The sequence below is a fragment of the Ruegeria sp. CF3 genome (assembly GCF_056537365.1).
Map to the genome: position 1 here is coordinate 554,477 of NZ_JBQFRK010000002.1, position 20,402 is coordinate 574,878.

Genomic DNA, 20,402 nt, shown 5'->3' on the forward strand with positions numbered 1-20,402 from the left:
CACAAGCCTTTGCCAAAGAGGGCGCGGGAAAAGGGGAATTCATGTCATACTCTCGATTTGCAATCTACTACGTGCCGCCCGAAGGACCATTGGAACAGTTCGGCGCGCGCTGGCTGGGATGGGATGTCGTGCAGGGCTGCGAAGTGCCTCAGCCCGATCTGCCCGATTTGCATGACGTTACGATGACACCGCGCAAATACGGCTTTCACGGAACGCTGAAACCACCCTTTCAACTGGCCGGAGGTTATTCGCTTGAAGCCCTGAAAGCGGCGGCGTCTGAGATGGCCGCTGGCCTGGCGCCTTCGAGCTGTGAAGGGCTGAGTCTGACGAGGCTGGGCCGGTTTCTCGCCTTGACCCCACAGGGCGATGTTAGCGGCTTGCAAAGAATTGCTGCGGCCTGTGTACGTGAGCTTGACCCGTTTCGCGCCCCAACCAACGAGGCTGAACTTGAGCGGCGGCGCGGTGCAAGGCTGAGCCAACGTCAGGACGCACTGTTGATCGAGTGGGGTTATCCCTATGTGATGGACGAGTTTCGGTTTCACATGACGCTGACAGGTCGGCTGCCGAATGGTGATATTCCTGTATGGACCGAGGCGCTGCGCCGCCATTTGCCAGCCTTGCCCGAGCCCTTCGTCATCGACCAAATTGCCTTGTGCGGCGAGCGCATTGATGGGCGTTTCGAGCTTATTCATCGGTACGCGCTCGCTGGTTGAAGGACCCCTGCGGCGCGCGCAACCGTCTCGGCCAGTGGGCCATCGTTGGAAATGGTGATAATGTCCAACCCATCGGGCAAGGGTTTTTCTGCCTGAGCAAGCCGATTTGCAATCTCACTATCGCTTTCTCGGCCGCGAGTCGCCAAACGCCGAGCAAGAGTTTCCGGCTTCGCGGTGATATTCAGGACAATGAAGCGTGGGAATTTTTCTGCGGCCTCGAGCAGAGCTTTACGGGAGAAATTTGCCAGACAATCTGCGCCATCACTCAGCCGATCTTTGACAGCAACCGGTATCCCGTAGCAAAGCCCATGAGCAACCCAATGCACCGCAAAGGCACCATTCACCGCCATTTCTTCAAATTCGGCGAGTTCGACGGCGTCATAGTCTTCCCCGCCCAACTCTGGTGCACGGGTGATGACGCGGCGCACCAAATGCAAATCGGGCAACAAGTCACAAAGCCCTAGCATCACACTGTCTTTGCCAGCCCCCGACGGGCCAACCACAGCGATGAGGCGACCCCGGGTCATGCCGCGACCTCGGGCGAAAACTGACTGGCGTCGATTTCGCGATCACAAACGCGCGCCCTAGCCGCTTCGTCGTGAAAGATGCCGATGATTGCAGTACCACGCGCCTTTGCCTCTTCGATGAGCCTTAGAACAACCTCGCGATTGGCCGCATCCAGACTGGCAGTCGGCTCATCCAACAGCATCGCGGGATAAGAATGGGCGAACCCGCGTGCGATGTTGACACGCTGCTGTTCACCACCCGAGAAGGTAGTCGGTGAAAGGGTCCAGAGACGCTCAGGAATGTTCAGTTGCCGCAACAGAGCTTCAGCCCGCGCCTTCGCGTCAGCAGCGGAAATGCCCACAGCCCGCAGCGGCTCGGCCACCACATCGACGGTGGGCACGCGCGGAACCACGCGAAGAAACTGGCTGACATAACCCAGAACCTCGCGGCGCAGGGCGATAACTGTCCGAGGCTCTGCCTGCACGATATCCACATCACCGATGCGAATTTCTCCGCTTCGGGCCAGATAGTTGCCATAGATCATACGCATGAGGGTGGACTTGCCCGCTCCAGACGCGCCCGTCAGCGCTACGCATTCGCCCGGAGAGACCGAGAAGGATACATCATTCAAAACCTCAATCACGGCCGCGCCTTGATTATGGAGGGTGAAAGTCTTTGAGACGTTATTAAGCTCAATCATTGCTCACACCTGCAAAACGGAACTGACAAGAAGTTGGCTATAGGCGTGTTGCGGGTCATCCAGCACTTGATCGGTCAGGCCTGCCTCGACCACGCGGCCCGATTTCATCACCATCAACCGATCTGCCAGCAGGCGCACCACGGCCAGATCATGCGTGACGATGATCGCCGACAAGCCCATGTCGCGAACTAACCCGCGCAACAAGTCGAGCAACCGCGCCTGAACGGACACGTCCAAACCGCCCGTTGGCTCATCCATAAACACCAGCCGAGGACCGGTCACGAGGTTTCGTGCAATCTGCAGGCGCTGCTGCATCCCGCCCGAAAAGGTCGTCGGGCGATCATCCACACGGGAGGCATCGATCTCCACTCGGTGCAGCCAATCCGTGGCCTTGTCACGTATGTCGCCATAGTGACGCTCTCCAACGGCCATCAGCCGTTCACCTACATTCCCACCGGCACTGACGCCCATGCGCAACCCGTCGCGTGCATGTTGGTGGACAAAGGCCCAATCGGTACGGCTCAGCATCCGGCGCTCGGGCTCGGACATCGTTACCGTGTCCTGCGGACCTTTTGCGCGGGTGTCGAACACAACCTCTCCGGCATCCGGGGTCAGATGCCCGGCCATGCAATTCAGCAGTGTCGACTTACCTGACCCGCTTTCGCCAACGATCCCCATGACCTCGCCGGGATAGAGGTCGAATGACACATCAGCACAGCCAATGTTTGGGCCATAGCGCTTTGTGATGTCCCGAACAGACAGCAAAGGTGTCATGCGGCGTCCTTTCCTTTGTGACCCGCCGCCTGGCGCGCCTCGCAATAGTCGGTATCCGAGCAGACGAACATCCGCCCACCCGCGTCATCGATGATTACCTCGTCCAGATAGCTGTCTTCGGCACCGCACAAGCCGCAGGCTTGGTCGGCCTTGGACGCCTCAAACGGATGATCCTCAAAATCCAGTGAGACAACCTGCGTGTAGGGTGGCAGCGCGTAGATCCGTTGTTCACGCCCAGCTCCGAACAGCTGGATCGCAGCCATATCACCAAGCTTTGGGTTATCGAATTTCGGGATTGGCGACGGGTCCATTACATAGCGGCCTTCGACCTTCACCGGGTAAGCATACGACGTCGCGATATGCCCATGACGACTGATATCTTCGTACAGCTTCACATGCATCAGCCCGTATTCCTCAAGGCTGTGCATCTTGCGGGTTTCGCTCTCTCGCGGTTCCAGAAAGCGCAACGGCTCGGGGATAGGCACCTGATAGACAAGGATCTGACCTTCTTGCAGCGGCTCCTCGGGAATCCGGTGGCGAGTCTGAATCACGGAGGCGTCGCTTGTCGTTGTGGTTGTTTCAACCCCCGCAGTGCGCTCAAAGAAGGTGCGGATCGAGACCGCGTTTGTGGTATCGTCCGAGCCCTGATCGATCACCTTGAACGTGTCATCCGGGGTCAACACAGCGGCCGAGACCTGCACACCGCCCGTACCCCAGCCATACGGCATGGGCATTTCGCGCGAGGCAAACGGCACCTGATAGCCCGGGATCGCCAGACTTTTCAGAATTGCACGGCGGATCATCCGCTTGGTCTGCTCGTCCAGATAAGCAAAGTTATAGGCGTTCATTCCGCAGCCTCCTGCACCTGATTCGCGCCAGCCTCGCGGCGTAGTTTGCGCACCAGTTCCAGTTCAGACTGGAAGTCGACGTAATGCGGCAGCTTGATATGCTCTAGAAACCCCGTCGCTTGAATGTTGTCCGCGTGATAGAGAACAAACTCGGCATCCTGAGCAGGTGCGCCAACATTATCCTCACCCAGTTCTTCCCACCGCAGCGCACGGTCGACCAAAGCCATCGAGATCGCCTTGCGTTCCGTCTGACCAAACACAAGCCCATAACCTCGGGTGAATTGCGGCGGCTCGGTTTTGGAGCCCTTGAACTGGTTAACCGTTTCACATTCGGTCAGAACGACCTCACCGATTTCGATAGCAAAGCCGAGCTCAGGGATCTCCATTTCCACCGGAACGGACCCGATCCGAAGCTCTCCAACAAAGGCGTGATTGCGCGCGTATCCGCGCTGTGTGGAATACGCCAGACCGAGGGTGAAACCTTCATCCGCGCGGGTCAGCGCCTGAAGGCGCAGGGCGCGATCGGCGGGCATTTCAATCGGCTCGCGGGTCAGATCAGGTGGCGGCGTATCGTCATGCGGCGCTTCCTCGATCAGGCCTTCGCGATTGAGGAAATCCGTGACATGCGGCACTTCACCCAGTTCAGCTTCGCGCGCTGGGGCTTTGGGCACCTCACCATCAGCAGCCAGTTTGAAATCCAGTAAGCGATGAGTGTAGTCGAAGGTCGGCCCAAGCACCTGCCCGCCCGGCAAATCCTTGAAGGTTGCCGAAATGCGCCGGTCGCAAGCCATTGCCGCGGTATCAACAGGCGCGGATGCGCCAAAGCGTGGCAACGTGGTTCGATAGGCGCGGATTAAGAAGATGGCCTCAATCAGATCGCCTCGTGCTTGCTTGATCGAAAGTGCGGCCAGATCAGGATCGAACAACGAGCCTTCGGCCATGACACGATTGACCGCCAGGCTAAGCTGTTCGCGGATTTGCGCGATGCTCAGTTCCGCCACATCGGTATCACCACGGCGTTCTTCGGCAAGCCAGGCGTGGGCGTTCTCAATCGCGCGCTCACCGCCTTTTACTGCGACATACATCAGGACACCTCGGTCGTTCTTGGCAAAGCCGCTAGGCGGCTGCTATTCGTGAAGATGAAGTCGAGCCCCAGGGGAAATAGCATCTGATTTTGCTGAAACGCCTCAAGCTCGGACAATGAAAGCGCGGCTTTATCCTTGATGCCCGGACCTGTCAGAGTCGCCCCTGAAGCGATGAGTTCGGGGCATTCCACGATCAACGTGGCAGAGCGATCCGGATATTCGGACGTCCCGATCGGGTATGCGTTCAATGGTCCAAGATCCGACCACGCACCAATGGCAAACATACAATGCGACGGGCCGGTCAGCGGTGCGCCGGTGTGGAATGCAAGCCAGCTGCGTACGGCGTCGCAATCCAGCGCACCTGCCAGATAAACCGGCGTCTCAGTGTCGCAAAGCGTCAACAACACCGCACCCGCTGCTGATGACATTGGGGCCGGAGGAACTGCGCCAGAAATCTCTTGCACGGTACCGGGACGCGCCATTGCTTCCATCACGCTGCGAAAGGCGTGGGCAGATTGGATCGCGGGATCCTTGAAACCGCCGATCAGGGCTTCTGACTGCATCAATCCTCTCCTCGTACCATGGTGAAGAAATCAACCTTAGTGGCTGCGGCTTTGGCGGCACGCGCGGCCTTTGCATTGGTCAGCTCATCTCGCAAAGGGGTCAGCACTTTTGTGCGCAACAGATCAGACACATCTGTCTGCATCAGTGCATCAACTAGCGCGGCGACTTCGGCATCTTCTTTCCGACGGCCTTGTATATAGGCATGTCCGACTTCGCCCGCTCCCAGAGTCAGCGCACAGCGTGTTACCGTCATTTCGCCCAGATTGAACGGCGCACCAGTCCCACCTGCGCGAGCCCGAACCATGGTGCTGCCAATCTCAGGAGCACGCAGCCATGTGAAGCCGGGGCGAGGCATCGCTGCATCCAACAGGGCGGCCACGCGTCCCTCCGGCGCTTTGGCCAGCAGGCTCATCCAAGCCTTCCGGTCCGCGTTTTCATCAAAAGTGTCTTTCATCTCGACAACTTTTCCATATACTATACAACTATACACATCTTATCATATTTGCCGCCGTCAGACAGAGGAATTTTGTGAAACTTGCGTGACACTCCCACCAAAACCCCGATCTGGAAGGCCATCGCCGACGCACTTCGCAGCGATATGGCCGAAGGGCGCTATGGCCCGGGTGATAAGCTGCCAACCGAAGCGGCACTGGCAGAGCGGTTCGGTGTGAACCGCCATACGGTGCGTCACGGCATCTCGGCCCTTGTGGATGAGGGCCTAATCCGAACGCGCCGGGGCGCGGGCGCTTTTGTGGCAGCCACGCCCACCGATTACCCCATCGGCTCGCGGGTGCGATTCCATGAAAACCTCATCGCTGCTGGTCGCAGACCAGAAAAGAGGGTGCTTCATGTTGAAGAACGGGCAGCGACCGAGGGCGAGGCCACCGCACTGACCGTTTCACCCGGTGATCAGATCTGTGCGTATCACGGCCTCTCATTGGCGGACGGGCACCCGATTGCCGTGTTTGAAAGCATGTTTCCCCTTGAGCGCCTGCCTGGCATCACTGCTGCGCTGCAAGAGACCAGCAGCGTTACCGAGGCGTTAAACAGGTCGGGCGTCACTGACTATACTCGGGCCTCAACCCGGCTGACGGCCACGCGCGCGACGGCCACCCAAGCGCTACATCTGCAGGTCTCTGAAGGGGACCCGCTTCTCAGATCATCCGGGGTGAATGTGGACGAAAAGGGACAACCGGTTGAATTTGGCCGAACCTGGTTTGTTGGAGATCGGGTGACACTGACCCTTGAGAGTTAAGGCTCGTATTTCTCCAGAAACGCATCAGCCGTCAGAGCACGGAAATCGTCGAGCGCCAACCGCAACTTGTCATGAGACCAATTCCACCAGGCCAATGCGATCAACCGATCGGCGATGTGTCGTGGCTGACGCAGTCGCAAGGGTCTTGCAGGTGTACCGGCAACAATTGTGTAGGGGTCTACATCCTTCGTCACCAAGGCACCCGCAGCCACAACAGCCCCGTCACCCAGTGTGACCTCGGGCTTTATCATCGCGCCTGCGCCAATCCATGTATCGTTCCCGATATGGACAATTCGGGATTTGCGGTGACTGAAAAACACCTCGTCCCGATCCGCATCGTCCCAATAATCGTTCGAGCGATACAGGAAATGGTGACAGGACGCCGTGTGCAGCGGGTGATCAGTCGCGCCGATCCGCGAAAACGCGGCGATGTTGGCGAACTTACCGACCTTCGCGTTGGCGATGTCGGCATAACGATCGCAATAGCTGTAGTCGCCCATTTTTGTATGTACGACGCGACTGCCCTTGCCGATTTCAACATAGGCCCCGAACGTGCTTTCGGTAATCTCACATTCGGGGTGAATGCAGGGCTGTTCCGCTGAAAGCCGCGCCATCAGTCTTTCCGCCCGATCAGCTTGCCGCGCAACCAGCCCGAGGCCCAATCCATGAACATCACCATGATGATGATCAGGACAATGTAATAGGCGACCTCTTCCCAATCTTTCTGCGTCTGGATGGCTTGCGTCAGCATCAGTCCGATGCCGCCACCGGTGATCGCACCGATGATCGTTGCCGAACGTGTATTGGACTCGAGGAAATATAGAATCTGGGCCAGCAGCACGGGAACAACCTGCGGGATCACCCCGAACCGGTATCGCTGTAGCGGTTTAGCCCCGGTCGAGGACACCCCCTCGATCTGTTTCTGATCAACGTTTTCCAACGCCTCCGAGAAGATTTTGCCAAACGTGCCCGTGTCGGTAATCAGAATCGCCAACGCGCCGGTCAATGGTCCGGGGCCAAAGGCCCGAGCCAGAACCACAGTCCAGATCAATGCGTCCACACCGCGCACAAAGTCGAAAAGACGGCGCGTTGCGGCGCGAAGCAACATGATCGGCGAAAACCGTTTGGCGGCGAGAAAGGCCAATGGCAGCGCGATCATCGCGGCACCCATCGTACCCAGAAATGCCATCAGGATCGTTTCTCCGATGGCCCAGGCCACATCCTTATGCCGCCACATCGCGTTGTTCCACCAGTCAGAGATTGCGCCTGCGATATTCGAACGGCTTGGATCGATCTGCGCGCCAAACAGGATCTCTCCAATCCCATGGCCGTGGTAGGGACTGTCAAGCGTGAACCAGAACAGCTCCCAACCCGGGAAATAGTTGAACACTTCAGTCCGAGCGCCCGTCATGGTGATCCGGCCCTCAGGCGTTGTGACGCCAACACGCCGTTCAGATGCGGAAATCCAGTCGGGCAGTTCAGAGGGCAGATTTGTCGTCAGGCGGCGTCCCTTGGCCTGCACTTCGATCAGCTGGAAGTCGGGTATTTCAATCTCGGTCCGGTTGTCAGACAGGAACCGCACGATATGATTGCGGCCCAGATCGATCGTCGTCACCTCTTCACCCGATACCCAGTCGGGACGTTTACCCTCGGGATAAGTGCCCTTACGCTCGCCCTCAACAGCATAGGTCACTTCACCGCTCTGATTATTGCGTGTGACATGCACTTTGTGTGACCAGCTATCAGAAGCCAGTGTAACGGCGTTGTCCAGATTGGCACGTTGCGCAAGGCCCGGCAGGTCGAAGGCAAAGAAGATGTAGGTGAGATAAACGAGGATCACGACAGGGATGCTAAAACCGATCAATCGTTTACGCTGAAATAGCTTTTCGGCGTCAAGCTTGGCCCCGTCCAGCCCGAAGTTCCAATCAATTGTGGTCATTGGCCCTGCCCTTCGGTCAGACGGTTGCGGTAGCGGCTGGACACCTGATCGAAGAATACGATGGTGCTGAATAGCAGGATGAAAATCGCGCCGGCCTCGTCAAAACGACCCGGACCCCAAGCCATGGCATTGCGCAGTTCGTAACCCAACCCTCCCGCGCCGACGAAGCCCAGGATGGCAGAAGCGCGAATATTGATCTCAAATCGCAGCAACGTGTAGCTGATATAGTTTGGCGCGACCTGTGGCAGGATACCCAGCATCATCTGTTTCGACCAAGTCGCCCCGGTCGAAGCCAACCCCTCAACCGGTTTCAGATCCGCGTTTTCGGACACTTCCGAGAACATTTTGCCAAGCGCCCCAGCGGTGTGGATTGAGATGGCGATCATCGCCGGCACCGGCCCGCCGCCAAGGACAAAGATCAGCACAAGCGCGATAACGATTTCCGGCACTGCGCGCATAACATCCGAGATACGCCGGAAGACCGGGATTAGACCCGGCCATTTCGCCAGCCCGCGTGTGCCAAGAAGCGACAGGATCAGACCACCGATGGCCCCGATCAACGTGGAAACTGCGGCAATGTTCACCGTCTCAACCAGTGCAGGGATGTACTTCACGATCAGGCCAGGCAGATCGGCCCGCTTTTCCCAAGCTTCAGACAGCACATCCGCCGGGTAATCACCGATCTGATGCAATCCGTCCCAGAACCCACCCGCGTTTCGGGAATCCGCAATGTTGAAACCTGATACCATCAGGACCACAAAGATCAGCAGCGTCAGCCCGCCATAAAGCCTGCGCTTGTGAACTTGTGCCATATAGCTGGATTGAATGGTCTCAACGCCGCCTGGCGCCGCACCGATTGATAAATCTGCCATCCCGAGCCCCGAATGAATAAAGACCGGCAACCCCAATGGGTTGCCGGAAACGTCATGTGCGCGCGTTAGCCACCGATTTTGGCTTTGCGGGCCTCAACAATCGAGATGTAGGTGTCATGCGATACCGGCTGGAAACCCAGCGTCTCGCCTGCCGCCACACCATAAGCGCAATCGGGGTCACGCTCGTGCAGGCCATCGACAAGATCTGTCATGGTCGCACGGACATCGGCAGGCAACGCCTTGCGCAGAACCACAGGGCCTTCGGGGATAACGTTCGATTTCCAGATCTGGACCATGTCGTTCATGTCGACAAGACCTGCGTCAACCGCTTTGCGCAGGGCACCAGAATTGTATCCATCTTCCCAGTTGCCCTGACCATCGGCCCAGGTCACACCACCATCAATGTCGCCATTATTCACAGCGACGATCGTCTGCTCGTGGCCACCAGTGAATTTGACCTCACCGAAATACTCACCCGACTCCATGGTGATACCTTCTTTGTATTGCGGGATTTCGATCGACGGGATCAGATAACCTGAGGTCGAGTTCGGATCTCCAAACCCAAACACTCTGCCTTTCATGTCGTCCAGTGAGGTGACGCCACTATCCTTGCGGGCGAACCCAATCGAGTGATACCCGATTGAACCATCCACATTGACCTTGATCAGAACGGGCTCAACTGCTTCGGGGTCTTGCAGATAGGTGGCCGCGTAAGAAGAGGCACCCAGCCATGCCATGTCGAGTGTACCGCCCAACAGGCCCTGTATCACACCGTTGTAGTCCGCCGGGGCGAATAGCTTGGTCTCAACGCCTAACGCCTCAGAGGTATAGTCTGCAAGACACTGGTACGAGTTCATGCGGTCCTGGGCATTTTCACCACCGAGGATGCCAATGCGAAACTCGGTGATTTCTTCGGCAAGAGCAGCAGTGCTCAATACAGTCGTGGCGGCAAACGACAGTGCGAGGGTCTTTTTCATCATTTTCTCCGTTCGGTTAGATGAAGGTGGCCCGCGACGGACGCGGGGGGGAAATGGCTCAGACGTAGGCTTCCGCTTCGCGGACCTCGGGCCTGTCCAGTGTTTCGATCTCGGTCGAGGTTGCGGCCTCGGAAAAGTCCGCGCCTGCACCGTAGATGTCGCGCGCTACGCCCGTGGTCAGCTGCGCAGGGGTGCCGTCGAACACAATCCGACCATCACGCATTCCGATGACCCGGTCGCAGTAGCGACGCGCGGTATCCAACGTGTGCAGATTAGCAATGACCATTCGGCCGTCTTCTTCGTGAATGGCCCGCAGCGACTGCATCACAACCTGTGCATTCATTGGGTCCAGCGAGGCAATCGGCTCATCCGCCAGAATGATCTTCGGGTCCTGCATCAGCGCGCGGGCGATGGCGACGCGTTGCTGCTGGCCGCCTGATAAGGCTTCGGCTCGTTTGGGTGCTTGCTCGGCAATGCCTAGCCGATCCAGAATTTCAATCGCCTTATGAATATCCGACCGCGGGTACAGGTTGAACATCGTCGAAAAGGTCGATTGCCTGTTCAGCGTGCCATGCAAAACGTTCGAGACGACATCCATGCGCGGTACAAGATTGAACTGCTGGAAGATCATCGCACAGCGCGATTGCCATTCGCGTTTGGCAGCACCGCGAAGCGCAGAGATCTCTTCGCCTTCAAAAGTAATTGTGCCGGTCGTTGCATCGCTCAGACGGTTGACCATGCGCAAAAGCGTGGATTTTCCAGCCCCGGAGCTGCCTATAATCCCGATCATGGTTGGCTTGTCGACAACGATATTCGCCGAATCCACGGCCCGTTTGTCACCAAACTTTTTGGTCAGCTTTTCAATTCTCAGCATATCGCCCCCATCGTTGCGAGGCGGATAGAACGTCAAATCAAAAGCTTCGTGACGCTTTTGAATCGTTTCGTTTACATCTACGCGAAAGATTTGTGACAGGCGCGATGATTGCCTGGTTCTGCAGTGTGTGGCGTTTCTCGCAGGACTCTGCGCGAGTTTTATCCACAGGGCGTCATAAAACTGTTACGCTTGAGCGCAGAAAGAACTAACCTTCACCTATGACCCGTCTTCATGCCAGCCTTCTTCTTCTATGCCTTGTGGTGCCTTCTACTGCGCAGTCTAAAATGGCGGATGTCAGCTGTGATGACAGCGCGCGGATGGCACAGACACTGAAACAGGTTCTGGGGGCCGAACGTCAGGGCATGGGTTTGCGCGATCCCGAAACGATGCTGGAGGTTTGGGTCAAACGCACAAGCGGAGACTGGATGATCGTTCAGAACTACGCCAACGGCACTTCATGCATCGTCGCGATGGGGGACCATTGGCAAGGTGAGGTGCCAGACCCGGCTTAGGCAGGTGTCAGCAGACCGCGCGAACTGCAGACGCGCAATCTCGCTGATTGTGTCGTTCCTTCTGAAGATCTCGCGAAGGGATCAGATCAGTCCAGCAGCCCACGTTCGGTCAGGACTTTGCGAGCGACACGGAAGCATTCAAGAGACTGCGGGACGCCACAATAAATGCCGATCACATGAATGATTGATCGGATTTCCTCTTTGGTGACACCATTGTTCAACGCGCCGTTACAGTGGATTTCCCATTCATGCATCTTGCCGAGTGCCCCAATCATAGCGAGGTTCATCATCGAACGGGTCTTGTGATCGATCGTGTCATCCCCCCAGCCGAAGCCCCAGCACCAAGCAGTCATGTTCTCTTGGAATGAGCGGGTAAAATCATCCGCCGCTGCCAGGTTCTTCTCAACATACTCGGCGCCCAGCGTCGACTTGCGCTGCTTCAGGCCATGTTCAAACAGGTTGTCGTCCATCATTCTCTCCTCAGGTGAAACGACCGATCTGCAACTTAGTCGGTCCTGGCTCGATATTCCGCTAAAGCCGCCGTCCCTGACTTACAACCAACCCCACCACCGAAGGCAAGGGGCTCGATCGCGTCGTTCTGGTCGGGTGTGCCCTTTGGCACAGCGTTGGCTTCGGTGATGTCTTATCTGGCCCATCCACAGCACGTAACGTTATTCAATCGCCTCGCGCATCCATTGTTGAAGCTTCGCAACGGAATGCTCGCTCATGACGCCACAGGCCGGATCAAGCACCAGCGGTCCCGGTTTGTACCCTTTGGATTTCAGGCCGCGGTGAACGGATTCCACTAACCGAATATCCTCGGCCACAGTCGTTTCGCGATCCTGAGTGGCAAGGCCACGGATCACGTCGCTTTCATGACCGCCTTCTGTGTACCACCCGCGCCAGACGGTACAGCTGTCCACTGTATTTGCCCGCCAATGATAGGTGTTCAGAACATTTCCCGGATAGCATTGGAACGAGAACATCGGCCACAGGAACCAGCTTTGATAGTCGCCCGCGTGCTTGTTGCTTTCCAGATCAATCGGATAGGTCATCTTTTCGAGGCTTTGGCACTCGGTCGTGTGACGCAGCACGTAACCTCCCGACACATCGGGCTGAATGTCATAGGTTTCCGGTTTGATCACGCCTTCGGCAAAGGTCGGGTGATTAGTTGGGCAGTGATAGCATTCCGAGTAATTCTCGATCGAAACCTTCCAATTGCAGTTTTCGGGAATTTCCACCCACTCTAAGGGGGCCAGAGCGTTAGTGTTCGGCACGAACTCAGACAACTCGTCCCGGACGCCGGGATACCATTCGTCCATCGTTGCCGCGTTATCGTCCAAATTGACAAAGATGAACCCGAGGAAGTCTTCGGTCCGTACTTCGGTCAGACAGATTTTCGCGCGATCAAAACCGGGAACTTTCTTGATGTTCGGTCCAGACCGCAGGCCGCCAGTCAGCTCATAGGTCCACTGATGATAGGGACAGACCACTACACGGGTATTTCCGGTTCCGGTCACCATTTCATGCGCACGATGCTGGCACACGTTGTAGAAAGTCCTGACAAGATTGTCGCGTCCGCGAATGGCAAAAAGGTTCTGACCAGCGATTTCGAACGCAAAGTAATCGCCTACATTTGGGATATCTGCCGCATGACCAGCGTATTGCCAAGTTCTGCACAACAGGCCGTTCATCTCTTTGTCGAATATGTCAGGATCCGTATAGTACCGGGCCTCGAGCGAGTGGGTTGGCAGGACAGTCATATTTTTTCTCCTGATACAAGCCGGGCTGGTGTTTCAGTCAAAAAGATCGCGTCAGGATTCGTAACATCCGTACGCGTCAGAATACCACTTGAAACATCTGTACCGCACATTGCTTACCTCGGTATGTACATTTGTGCCATTTTTAATTGACAGTGGTACATATGTAGCAATAGGAAGTCCACAGAATTCCATGTCTCGGAAACAGGAAGTTGCGATGTCTAAAAAGGAACTGCCTGCACGCGCAAAGGTCGTCATTGTCGGCGGTGGCGTCATGGGTTGCGGACTGGCCTATCACCTGGGCCATGAAGGTTGGGGCGAAGACACGGTGCTGTTGGAAAAGGCCGAGTTAACTTCGGGCTCCACCTGGCATGCCGCTGGTCAGATTACTCACTCCACCAGTTCCTACGGGCTGGGCAAAATGGTCGACTATAACATTGGCCTTTATTCCAAGACACTTGAGGAAGAAACCGGTCAGGCGGTCACGTGGCACGGCTGCGGTTCATTCCGTCTGGCCTATACCGAGGATGAGATGGACTGGCTTCGCCACACATTATCAGTTGGCCGAGCGCTGGGGTTCAATATCGAGTTGGTAGGGCCTGACTTCATAGCTGACAAACACCCCTACTATAACCTCGACGGTGTCATTGGTGCGCTTTATACGCCAGATGACGGTCACGTTGATCCTTCGAACGTGACTATGGCGATGGCAGCTGGGGCCCGTCAGAAAGGTGTGAAGATTTTCCGCCACTGTCGCGCGACCAACATCACCCAGAACGATGCAGGTGAATGGGTGGTGGAAACCGAACAAGGCACCATCACCTGCGAACACGTCGTTAATGCAGGCGGCACCTATGCCCGTCAGATGGGCGAATGGTCGAACCTGCAATTACCCATGACCTCGATGACCCATCATTATTTTGTCACTGAAGATGTGCCTGAATTCAGAGACCTGAAGACCGAGCTGCCGGTGATCCGCGATGACAAGATGGTTTCGGGCTATATCCGCATGGAACAGAAAAAGGGCCTGATCGGGATCTATGAAAAGGAGAACTCGAACTCTGTCTGGCATGATGAATGCCCATGGGAGTACGAAAACTGGCTGTTCGAGGCGGATTATGACCGTGTCATGCCTTGGCTGGAAAACTCATTGGAACGGATGCCGATCTTTTCTGAACTGGGCATCACCCGCGAAGTTCATGGTGCAATCAGCCACCCGCCAGATGGCAACCCGATGGTCGGCCCCGCACCCGGCGTCAAGAATTACTGGTGCTGCTGTGGCACGCAGATCGGCATCGGTTGGGGGCCTGGTCTGACCCGTGAACTGGCCAAATGGATGGTACACGGTGCTGCCGATATCAACATGCGTGACTATGATCCGCGCCGCTTTGGCAGCTATGCCAAGAAAGACTGGCAGGTCATCAAGGCGCATGAGGATTACAAGCTGCGGCACGAGATCCCCTTTCCGCATTTCAATCGTCTTGAAGGGCGTCCGATCAAACCCTCGCCGCTGTATGAAATCCTCAAGGAAAAGGGCGCGGTCTATGAAGAGGTTTTTGGCCACGAGCGCCCGCGATGGTTCGCGCGCAATGGTGTTGAACAGCGTGACCACTATTCGTTCCGCCGCAACGAAGTCTTCGACATGGTTGCGCTGGAATGCCAAGCCGTGCGTGAGCGTGTTGGTATCATGGACGTGACCGCGTTCACCAAAGTCGAAGTTTCAGGCCCCGATGCCTATGCCTATCTTGACCGTCTGACGGCCAACAAGATGCCACAGAAAGATGGCTCGATCACCTTGACCCACTTTCTGAACCGCCGGGGCCGTATCGAGCTTGAGACGACCATCGTTCGCATGGCGGAAGACCGCTATTATCTGGTCTGCGCGGCGTTCTTTGAACAGCGCCTTGTCGATCACTTGAACCAGAACCTCGCGGGAGAGACCGTCTTTGTCAAAACGCTCTCTGAAGATTGGTCGGCTTTGTCCCTGAACGGGCCAAAATCCCGCGAGGTACTGGCCAGATGCACCGACGCGGACCTGTCCAACGCCGGGTTCCGCTGGCTGTCGGCTCAGGAAATCACCATCGCGGGGCACAAGGTCTGGGCCTTTCGCATGTCCTATGCGGGCGAGTTGGGTTGGGAATTCCATATGCCGGATGAAACCTGCGTTGACGTCTACAACGCACTGTGGGCTGCCGGCGAGGAATTTGGCATCGAAAACTACGGCTCGTTTGCGATGAACAGCCTGCGCATGGAAAAAGCATTCCCCGGTGCTGGAGAACTGACCAACGAGGTCACGCTTCCAGAGGCCAATGTCAGCCGGTTCTTCAAGCTGGACAAAGAGTATCTGGGTGTCGAAGCAACGCGCGCCAGTGCCGCTCAGTCTGAGGCGGGCGAGATGCCTTGGATTTGCGCCTTTTTGGAGATCGAACCGGATGGGGTCGAAGATGGTCATGGGGGCGAGGCTATTCGGATCAAAGGCGAGGTTGTCGGTGCAACAGCCTCGGTCGCCTATGGCCACAGCGTCGGCAAAATCCTCGCCTTTGCTTACGTCAAGCCACACGTGAATGTTCCGGGCACAGAGATCGAAGTAGTTATCGCTGGTGTACCCCGCAAAGGGCGTGTCCTCGGCGAAGCAGCCTATGATCCGAAATCCGAACGCCCACGCACGGACGCAGTTCGTGAACTGGCGTGATCTGAAAACCAGAGCATCGGCCATCGCGGAAGCCCTATGGTGACGCCATGAAGATAACCCGTATCCGTGTGTTCAAAACCCCCCTGCCCTATGTCGGCGGATCATACGGCTGGGGCGCGGGCAACGCGATCACAACGTCGATGTCTTCGGTAGTGGTGATCGACACGGATGCGGGTCTACAGGGCTGCGGCGAGTTTGCCCCATGCGGCGAGAACTACATGATCGCCCATTCCGAAGGCGTCGAGGCCTTTGCCCGCCTCGTCGCCCCGCGCTTGCTGGGGGAAGATCCCCGCCAGCTGTCCAAGATCGAACGGTTGATGGATGGCACGGTCCAAGGTCACGGCTACGCCAAAGCGCCCTTTGATGCAGCGTGTTGGGATATTCTGGGACGGTCCACCGGACAACCTGTTTGGATGCTGATGGGCGGCAAACTCACCGATGGTGCGCCGATGTACCGGGTTGTGCCGCAAAAGCCTGTCTTGGAAGAAACCATCGCCGAGATGGAGCAGCACCGCGCAGCGGGATACCGGCAGTTCCAGATCAAGGTAGGTGGCGACTGGGTGACCGATATCGACCGTATCCGCGAAGGCGTGCCCCTGCTGAAACCCGGTGAAAAGGCTATGGCAGATGCCAATCAGGGTTGGCGCGTTGACAACGCTATCCGTGTGGCCCGCGCAACCCGCGATCTGAACTTTATCCTCGAACAACCCTGCCACAGTTACCACGAGTGCCAGCAGGTGCGCCGCGTAGCCGAGCAACCAATGAAACTGGATGAATGCGTCACCGGGATTGAAATGGCCCGACGCATCGTGAACGATCGGGGTGCCGAAATTTGTTGCTTGAAGATTTCTAACCTGGGCGGCCTGTCCAAAGCCCGCCGGGTGCGTGATTTCCTGATTGATCACGGTATTCCGGTTGTCTCCGAGGACACGTGGGGCGGTCAGATCACCACCGCCGCAGTTGCCCATTTTGCGGCCTCAACACCCCAAGAGATGCTGATCAACTCGACCGATCTGATGAACTACAACACACGAAACACCGGGATTGGCGGCCCCACAGTAAGGGACGGTAAACTCTATGCCACAGATACTCCGGGGCTTGGGGTGACGCCGGACTTTGACAGCCTTGGCCCACCTGTCGCAACCTACGAATCCTGCGCCTGATGGAAACCGCCTGATGAAGATTACTCGCATCACCGCCTGGGAAGTCCCGCTGACCTCGCATGACACCTATTACATGGCCGAGGGCAAGACCTGCGATACGACGGTTTCCGTGGTCGTCCGCCTGGATACCGACACCGGCGCATCGGGCTGGGGAGAGGTTTGTCCGATCCCGCATTATTTACCCGCCTATGCCAAGGGCGTGGCTCCAGCGCTTGAAGAGATGGCACCCGTTGTCATCGGCGCTAACCCGGTTGGTCCCGAAGCGCTGATGGAGCGCCTTAATAAGCATCTGATCGGGCATGGCTACGCCAAGTCAGCGATCGATACAGCGCTTTGGGATCTGACCGCACAGGCAGCCGACCTACCGCTTTACACTTTGCTTGGTGGGCGGGCGGTCGCGGATTTGCCGCTGTATCACTCGATCACCTGTATCGCGCCGGATGAAATGGCGCGCATGGCGCGCGATGCCTTTGATCAGGGCATGCGACAGTTTCAGGTGAAGCTGGGCGCGGACAACAACTGGGAAGCCGACGTTGCTCGTTTGATTCAGGTGCGCGAGGCTGTAGGTGATGGCCCGTTGGTTTATGGAGACTGGAATTGCGGGTCAGATACGCTGACCGCTACACGAGTTGGCCGCGCTGTCTCGCATCTGGACATAATGCTGGAACAACCCTGCGCCACGATTGAGGAATGCGCCCAGGTCCGCGCCGCGACTGGTCTGCCGATGAAGCTGGACGAAAGCGCCTGTGACATTCATTCGGTTCTGGCAGGACACCGCGCTGGCTGCATGGATGCTGCTGCGCTGAAACTGTCGAAGATGGGCGGCCTTTCGACGATGCGTCAAATCCGCGATCTCTGCCTGTCGCTTGGCACGCAGATGTGCATCGAGGATACCTGGGGCAGCGATGTTACGACGGCCGCCTCGCTGCATCTTGCGGCCTCAACCCCAGCGCACGGCATCATGAATACATGCGATCTGTCCCACTATGTCAAACCATGTCTCGATCCGAATGCACCTAGCCGCCGGAACGGTCGCATCGCCCCACCCGAAGGCCCCGGCCTTGGCGTCAGGCCTGATGCAGACGCTTTGGGCCAGCCAGTAACCATCATCGATTGATCCCAACCCCGCACGCCAAGAGGCCTGTTATGGAAGACTTCAGCAACGCCTACCCCTCCCATGATCCCGAATGGGTCAAAGACATGCATGCGGATCATTATCTGCAAAGCTGGTCGAAACAGGGCAGCCGCCCGCGCGTCATAACAGGTGCTCAGGGCAGTTGGTTCTGGGACAGCGAAGGTAAACGCTACCTCGATTTCCAAAGCCAACTTGTGAACGCCAATATGGGTCATCAGCACCCCAAGATCGTACAAGCGATTAAGGATCAGGCGGACAAGCTTTGTTATATCGGCCCGGCCATGGGCTCGGATGTTCGATCAGAACTCGCGGCAATCATGACCGAGATCACGCCTGCCAACATCTCATCAACCTTTTTTACAACAGGAGGGTCCGCCGCCAATGAAACCGCGATCCGTTTGGCGCGGCATTACACCGGTCGGACAAAGATCATTGCCCGCTACCGTTCCTACCACGGGGCAACCGGTGGCACGCTATCGCTGACCGGCGACCCGCGCCACCATCTGACCCGCGCCGATATGCCGGGCATCGTGCGGATGCTTGATCCTTACGTCTATCGGTTACCAACTGGCCACAAAGACCCGGCCCAGTGCCCGGTCGCCCAAGGCGGGCCGCATCTGGAAGAAATCCTGATGTATGAAAACCCTAACACCGTGGCCGCTGTCATTCTGGAACCTATTGTCGGCACAAACGGGATCATCGTGCCACCCGACGGATATCTGCAGTCGATCAAGGCAACCTGCGAAAAATACGGCATCCTACTGATCGCGGATGAAGTCATGGCCGGGTTTGGCCGGACGGGAAAATGGTTCGCCGTCGATCACTGGGGTGTTCAGCCGGACATCATTTGTTCGGCCAAGGGCATCAACTCGGGTTACGTGCCGCTTGGCACCATGTCCGTCAGTACCGAGCTGCATGACTGGCTGCGCGATTACCCATTGCCCGGAGGCCTGACTTATGCCGGCCATCCGCTGGCCTGCGCATCTGGCATTGCCGCGATCCGAGCCATGCAGGAAGAAGGCACGCTGGCCCATGCCACCGCGATGGGGGAAAAGATGCGCGCAGAGCTGCACAAGCTGGCAAAGAAACACCCCTCGATCGGGGATATTCGCGGCAAGGGCATGTTCAATGGCATCGAACTGGTCAAGAACCGCGACACCCGCGAACCGCTGGTGCCATTTGCCGCCAAAGGCGAAGACGCCAGACCCATGAGCGAGATGATGAGCTTTGCGATGAACGAAGGCCTCTACCTGTCATTCTTCTCGAACGTGATCCGCCTGACCCCACCGCTCAACATCAGTGAAGACGACCTGATTACAGGGCTGGCGATTCTGGACCGCACCCTCGACATCGCCGACCGGGAGTGTCTCTGAGAACTAGTCGGCGCGAACGCTCGCATCTCGGAAATCCAAAGCCATCACATAGCCCTACGCCGCAGCCTCCGCTCGTTGCGAGTGCAATCACAAAATGAACGCTCTGGTCAGACCCTTCTACGCGTTGCTAACCAAGAAGGCCTGTGCGGCCTTCTGGAAGGAAGGCCAGGCAATCACGGCAGCATATCGGATATTCTGCTAAATCCCGCCAGATCGAAACCAAAGGAAATCGGATCGCCGACCCGGTTTACGCTTTCAATACTCAACAGATTGCCAGCGCGCATCTTTGACATCCAGTCCTGAGAAACAGGAGAACGGGCAAAACAACCCTGTGCTTCGCAGGTTAGAAAATCCAGCCGCGCGATCTCGGCATCATCCACTTTAGCAATCAGCCCTTCAGAGAACAGCAGGCCAAATGGCAGTGTCAGCACCGCTTCGATCTCGTCTCTGCCGGCAGGTTTGACGAACGCAATCGAGGCAAGCCTTTGATTGTTCTCGGTTAAGATAATGGTCTGGGTCATTTCACAAATCAATTCAGTTCCGTTGACCTGATTGCTGCAGTTGACCGACCACAATGGCGCTTCGTTTTCCTGTGCGCCAAGTTGAGTTGTCAAACCGAACGACGCCACCAAAGCGTAGATCCAAGTTTTCATACTGCT

Annotated in this window: 22 protein-coding genes; 7 read left to right on the forward strand and 15 right to left on the reverse strand. The window is 57.1% G+C overall.

Features of this window, described 5'->3' with window-relative positions; translation table 11 throughout:
* Positions 1–41 precede the first annotated feature (41 nt).
* On the forward strand, positions 42–713 hold the full coding sequence (locus tag ACR0KC_RS10225) for a DUF1045 domain-containing protein (protein ID WP_170512023.1): 672 nt from the start codon (positions 42–44) through the stop codon (positions 711–713).
* On the opposite strand, the gene phnN is transcribed toward ACR0KC_RS10225, so the two are convergent.
* Genes phnN through phnG form a run of 7 tightly spaced genes read right to left on the reverse strand, consistent with a single transcriptional unit; the run spans position 689 to position 5,645 of the window.
* Entirely contained in the window at positions 689–1,240 is a 552-nt protein-coding gene (gene phnN / locus ACR0KC_RS10230) for a phosphonate metabolism protein/1,5-bisphosphokinase (PRPP-forming) PhnN (RefSeq protein WP_480706275.1), read from the reverse strand. The two genes, ACR0KC_RS10225 and phnN, sit on opposite strands and share 25 nt — an antisense overlap.
* Positions 1,237–1,920 (reverse strand): phosphonate C-P lyase system protein PhnL, encoded by a 684-nt coding sequence (gene phnL, locus ACR0KC_RS10235; RefSeq protein ID WP_170818200.1) that lies wholly within the window; start codon positions 1,918–1,920, stop codon positions 1,237–1,239. The genes phnN and phnL overlap by 4 nt, the downstream gene beginning before the upstream one ends.
* 3 nt (positions 1,921–1,923) lie before the next feature.
* Positions 1,924–2,694: a phosphonate C-P lyase system protein PhnK gene (gene phnK / locus ACR0KC_RS10240; RefSeq protein WP_480771805.1), complete on the reverse strand. Its 771-nt coding sequence runs from the start codon at positions 2,692–2,694 to the stop codon at positions 1,924–1,926.
* Positions 2,691–3,542 (reverse strand): alpha-D-ribose 1-methylphosphonate 5-phosphate C-P-lyase PhnJ, encoded by an 852-nt coding sequence (locus ACR0KC_RS10245; protein WP_170509531.1) that lies wholly within the window; start codon positions 3,540–3,542, stop codon positions 2,691–2,693. The genes phnK and ACR0KC_RS10245 overlap by 4 nt, the downstream gene beginning before the upstream one ends.
* Positions 3,539–4,627, reverse strand: a complete 1,089-nt coding sequence (locus tag ACR0KC_RS10250) for a carbon-phosphorus lyase complex subunit (RefSeq protein WP_480706278.1) — start codon at positions 4,625–4,627, stop codon at positions 3,539–3,541. Before ACR0KC_RS10250 ends, ACR0KC_RS10245 begins: the two co-directional genes overlap by 4 nt.
* Positions 4,627–5,190, reverse strand: coding sequence for a phosphonate C-P lyase system protein PhnH (phnH, locus tag ACR0KC_RS10255; protein WP_480771806.1), 564 nt, complete (start codon positions 5,188–5,190; stop codon positions 4,627–4,629). The genes ACR0KC_RS10250 and phnH overlap by 1 nt, the downstream gene beginning before the upstream one ends.
* Positions 5,190–5,645 (reverse strand): phosphonate C-P lyase system protein PhnG, encoded by a 456-nt coding sequence (gene phnG / locus ACR0KC_RS10260; protein ID WP_170394307.1) that lies wholly within the window; start codon positions 5,643–5,645, stop codon positions 5,190–5,192. The genes phnH and phnG overlap by 1 nt, the downstream gene beginning before the upstream one ends.
* Positions 5,646–5,726: 81 nt before the next feature.
* Here phnG and phnF point away from each other — a divergent pair, with 81 nt between their 5' ends.
* The gene (phnF, locus tag ACR0KC_RS10265; protein WP_170509522.1) at positions 5,727–6,446 is read left to right on the forward strand and encodes a phosphonate metabolism transcriptional regulator PhnF; all 720 of its coding nucleotides are present in this window, start codon (positions 5,727–5,729) and stop codon (positions 6,444–6,446) included.
* Here the strand turns inward: phnF and ACR0KC_RS10270 are convergent.
* The 5 genes from ACR0KC_RS10270 to phnC form a co-directional block, all read right to left on the reverse strand.
* A complete protein-coding gene (locus ACR0KC_RS10270) occupies positions 6,443–7,060 on the reverse strand; it encodes a DapH/DapD/GlmU-related protein (RefSeq protein WP_170407658.1) in 618 nt (205 codons plus the stop codon). The two genes, phnF and ACR0KC_RS10270, sit on opposite strands and share 4 nt — an antisense overlap.
* Positions 7,060–8,385: a phosphonate ABC transporter, permease protein PhnE gene (gene phnE / locus ACR0KC_RS10275; RefSeq protein WP_170407654.1), complete on the reverse strand. Its 1,326-nt coding sequence runs from the start codon at positions 8,383–8,385 to the stop codon at positions 7,060–7,062. Before phnE (ACR0KC_RS10275) ends, ACR0KC_RS10270 begins: the two co-directional genes overlap by 1 nt.
* The gene (gene phnE, locus ACR0KC_RS10280; RefSeq protein WP_170407651.1) at positions 8,382–9,257 is read right to left on the reverse strand and encodes a phosphonate ABC transporter, permease protein PhnE; all 876 of its coding nucleotides are present in this window, start codon (positions 9,255–9,257) and stop codon (positions 8,382–8,384) included. Before phnE (ACR0KC_RS10280) ends, phnE (ACR0KC_RS10275) begins: the two co-directional genes overlap by 4 nt.
* A gap of 65 nt (positions 9,258–9,322) precedes the next feature.
* Positions 9,323–10,234 (reverse strand): phosphonate ABC transporter substrate-binding protein, encoded by a 912-nt coding sequence (gene phnD / locus ACR0KC_RS10285; RefSeq protein ID WP_170611738.1) that lies wholly within the window; start codon positions 10,232–10,234, stop codon positions 9,323–9,325.
* Between the two features lie 58 nt (positions 10,235–10,292).
* Entirely contained in the window at positions 10,293–11,108 is an 816-nt protein-coding gene (gene phnC / locus ACR0KC_RS10290) for a phosphonate ABC transporter ATP-binding protein (protein WP_170394291.1), read from the reverse strand.
* Positions 11,109–11,392: 284 nt separating this feature from the next.
* Between phnC and ACR0KC_RS10295 the strand changes: the two genes are divergently transcribed.
* A complete protein-coding gene (locus ACR0KC_RS10295; protein WP_170509507.1) occupies positions 11,393–11,620 on the forward strand; it encodes a hypothetical protein in 228 nt (75 codons plus the stop codon).
* A gap of 86 nt (positions 11,621–11,706) precedes the next feature.
* On the opposite strand, the gene ACR0KC_RS10300 is transcribed toward ACR0KC_RS10295, so the two are convergent.
* Positions 11,707–12,093, reverse strand: a complete 387-nt coding sequence (locus tag ACR0KC_RS10300; protein ID WP_480436495.1) for a carboxymuconolactone decarboxylase family protein — start codon at positions 12,091–12,093, stop codon at positions 11,707–11,709.
* 198 nt (positions 12,094–12,291) lie between these two features.
* Positions 12,292–13,383, reverse strand: coding sequence for an aromatic ring-hydroxylating oxygenase subunit alpha (locus tag ACR0KC_RS10305; RefSeq protein ID WP_170394282.1), 1,092 nt, complete (start codon positions 13,381–13,383; stop codon positions 12,292–12,294).
* Positions 13,384–13,597: 214 nt separating this feature from the next.
* Between ACR0KC_RS10305 and ACR0KC_RS10310 the strand changes: the two genes are divergently transcribed.
* From ACR0KC_RS10310 to ACR0KC_RS10325, 4 genes are read left to right on the forward strand one after another with little or no spacing between them, the layout of a single operon-like run.
* The gene (locus ACR0KC_RS10310) at positions 13,598–16,072 is read left to right on the forward strand and encodes an FAD-dependent oxidoreductase (protein ID WP_480771807.1); all 2,475 of its coding nucleotides are present in this window, start codon (positions 13,598–13,600) and stop codon (positions 16,070–16,072) included.
* Positions 16,073–16,119: 47 nt separating this feature from the next.
* The gene (locus ACR0KC_RS10315) at positions 16,120–17,235 is read left to right on the forward strand and encodes a mandelate racemase/muconate lactonizing enzyme family protein (protein WP_480706287.1); all 1,116 of its coding nucleotides are present in this window, start codon (positions 16,120–16,122) and stop codon (positions 17,233–17,235) included.
* 13 nt (positions 17,236–17,248) lie between these two features.
* Positions 17,249–18,352 (forward strand): mandelate racemase/muconate lactonizing enzyme family protein, encoded by a 1,104-nt coding sequence (locus ACR0KC_RS10320; RefSeq protein WP_480706289.1) that lies wholly within the window; start codon positions 17,249–17,251, stop codon positions 18,350–18,352.
* Positions 18,353–18,381: 29 nt separating this feature from the next.
* Positions 18,382–19,743: an aminotransferase class III-fold pyridoxal phosphate-dependent enzyme gene (locus ACR0KC_RS10325; protein WP_480706291.1), complete on the forward strand. Its 1,362-nt coding sequence runs from the start codon at positions 18,382–18,384 to the stop codon at positions 19,741–19,743.
* A 173-nt stretch (positions 19,744–19,916) separates the two neighbouring features.
* On the opposite strand, the gene ACR0KC_RS10330 is transcribed toward ACR0KC_RS10325, so the two are convergent.
* Positions 19,917–20,396: an invasion associated locus B family protein gene (locus ACR0KC_RS10330; RefSeq protein ID WP_170407630.1), complete on the reverse strand. Its 480-nt coding sequence runs from the start codon at positions 20,394–20,396 to the stop codon at positions 19,917–19,919.
* Between the last annotated feature and the right edge of the window lie 6 nt (positions 20,397–20,402).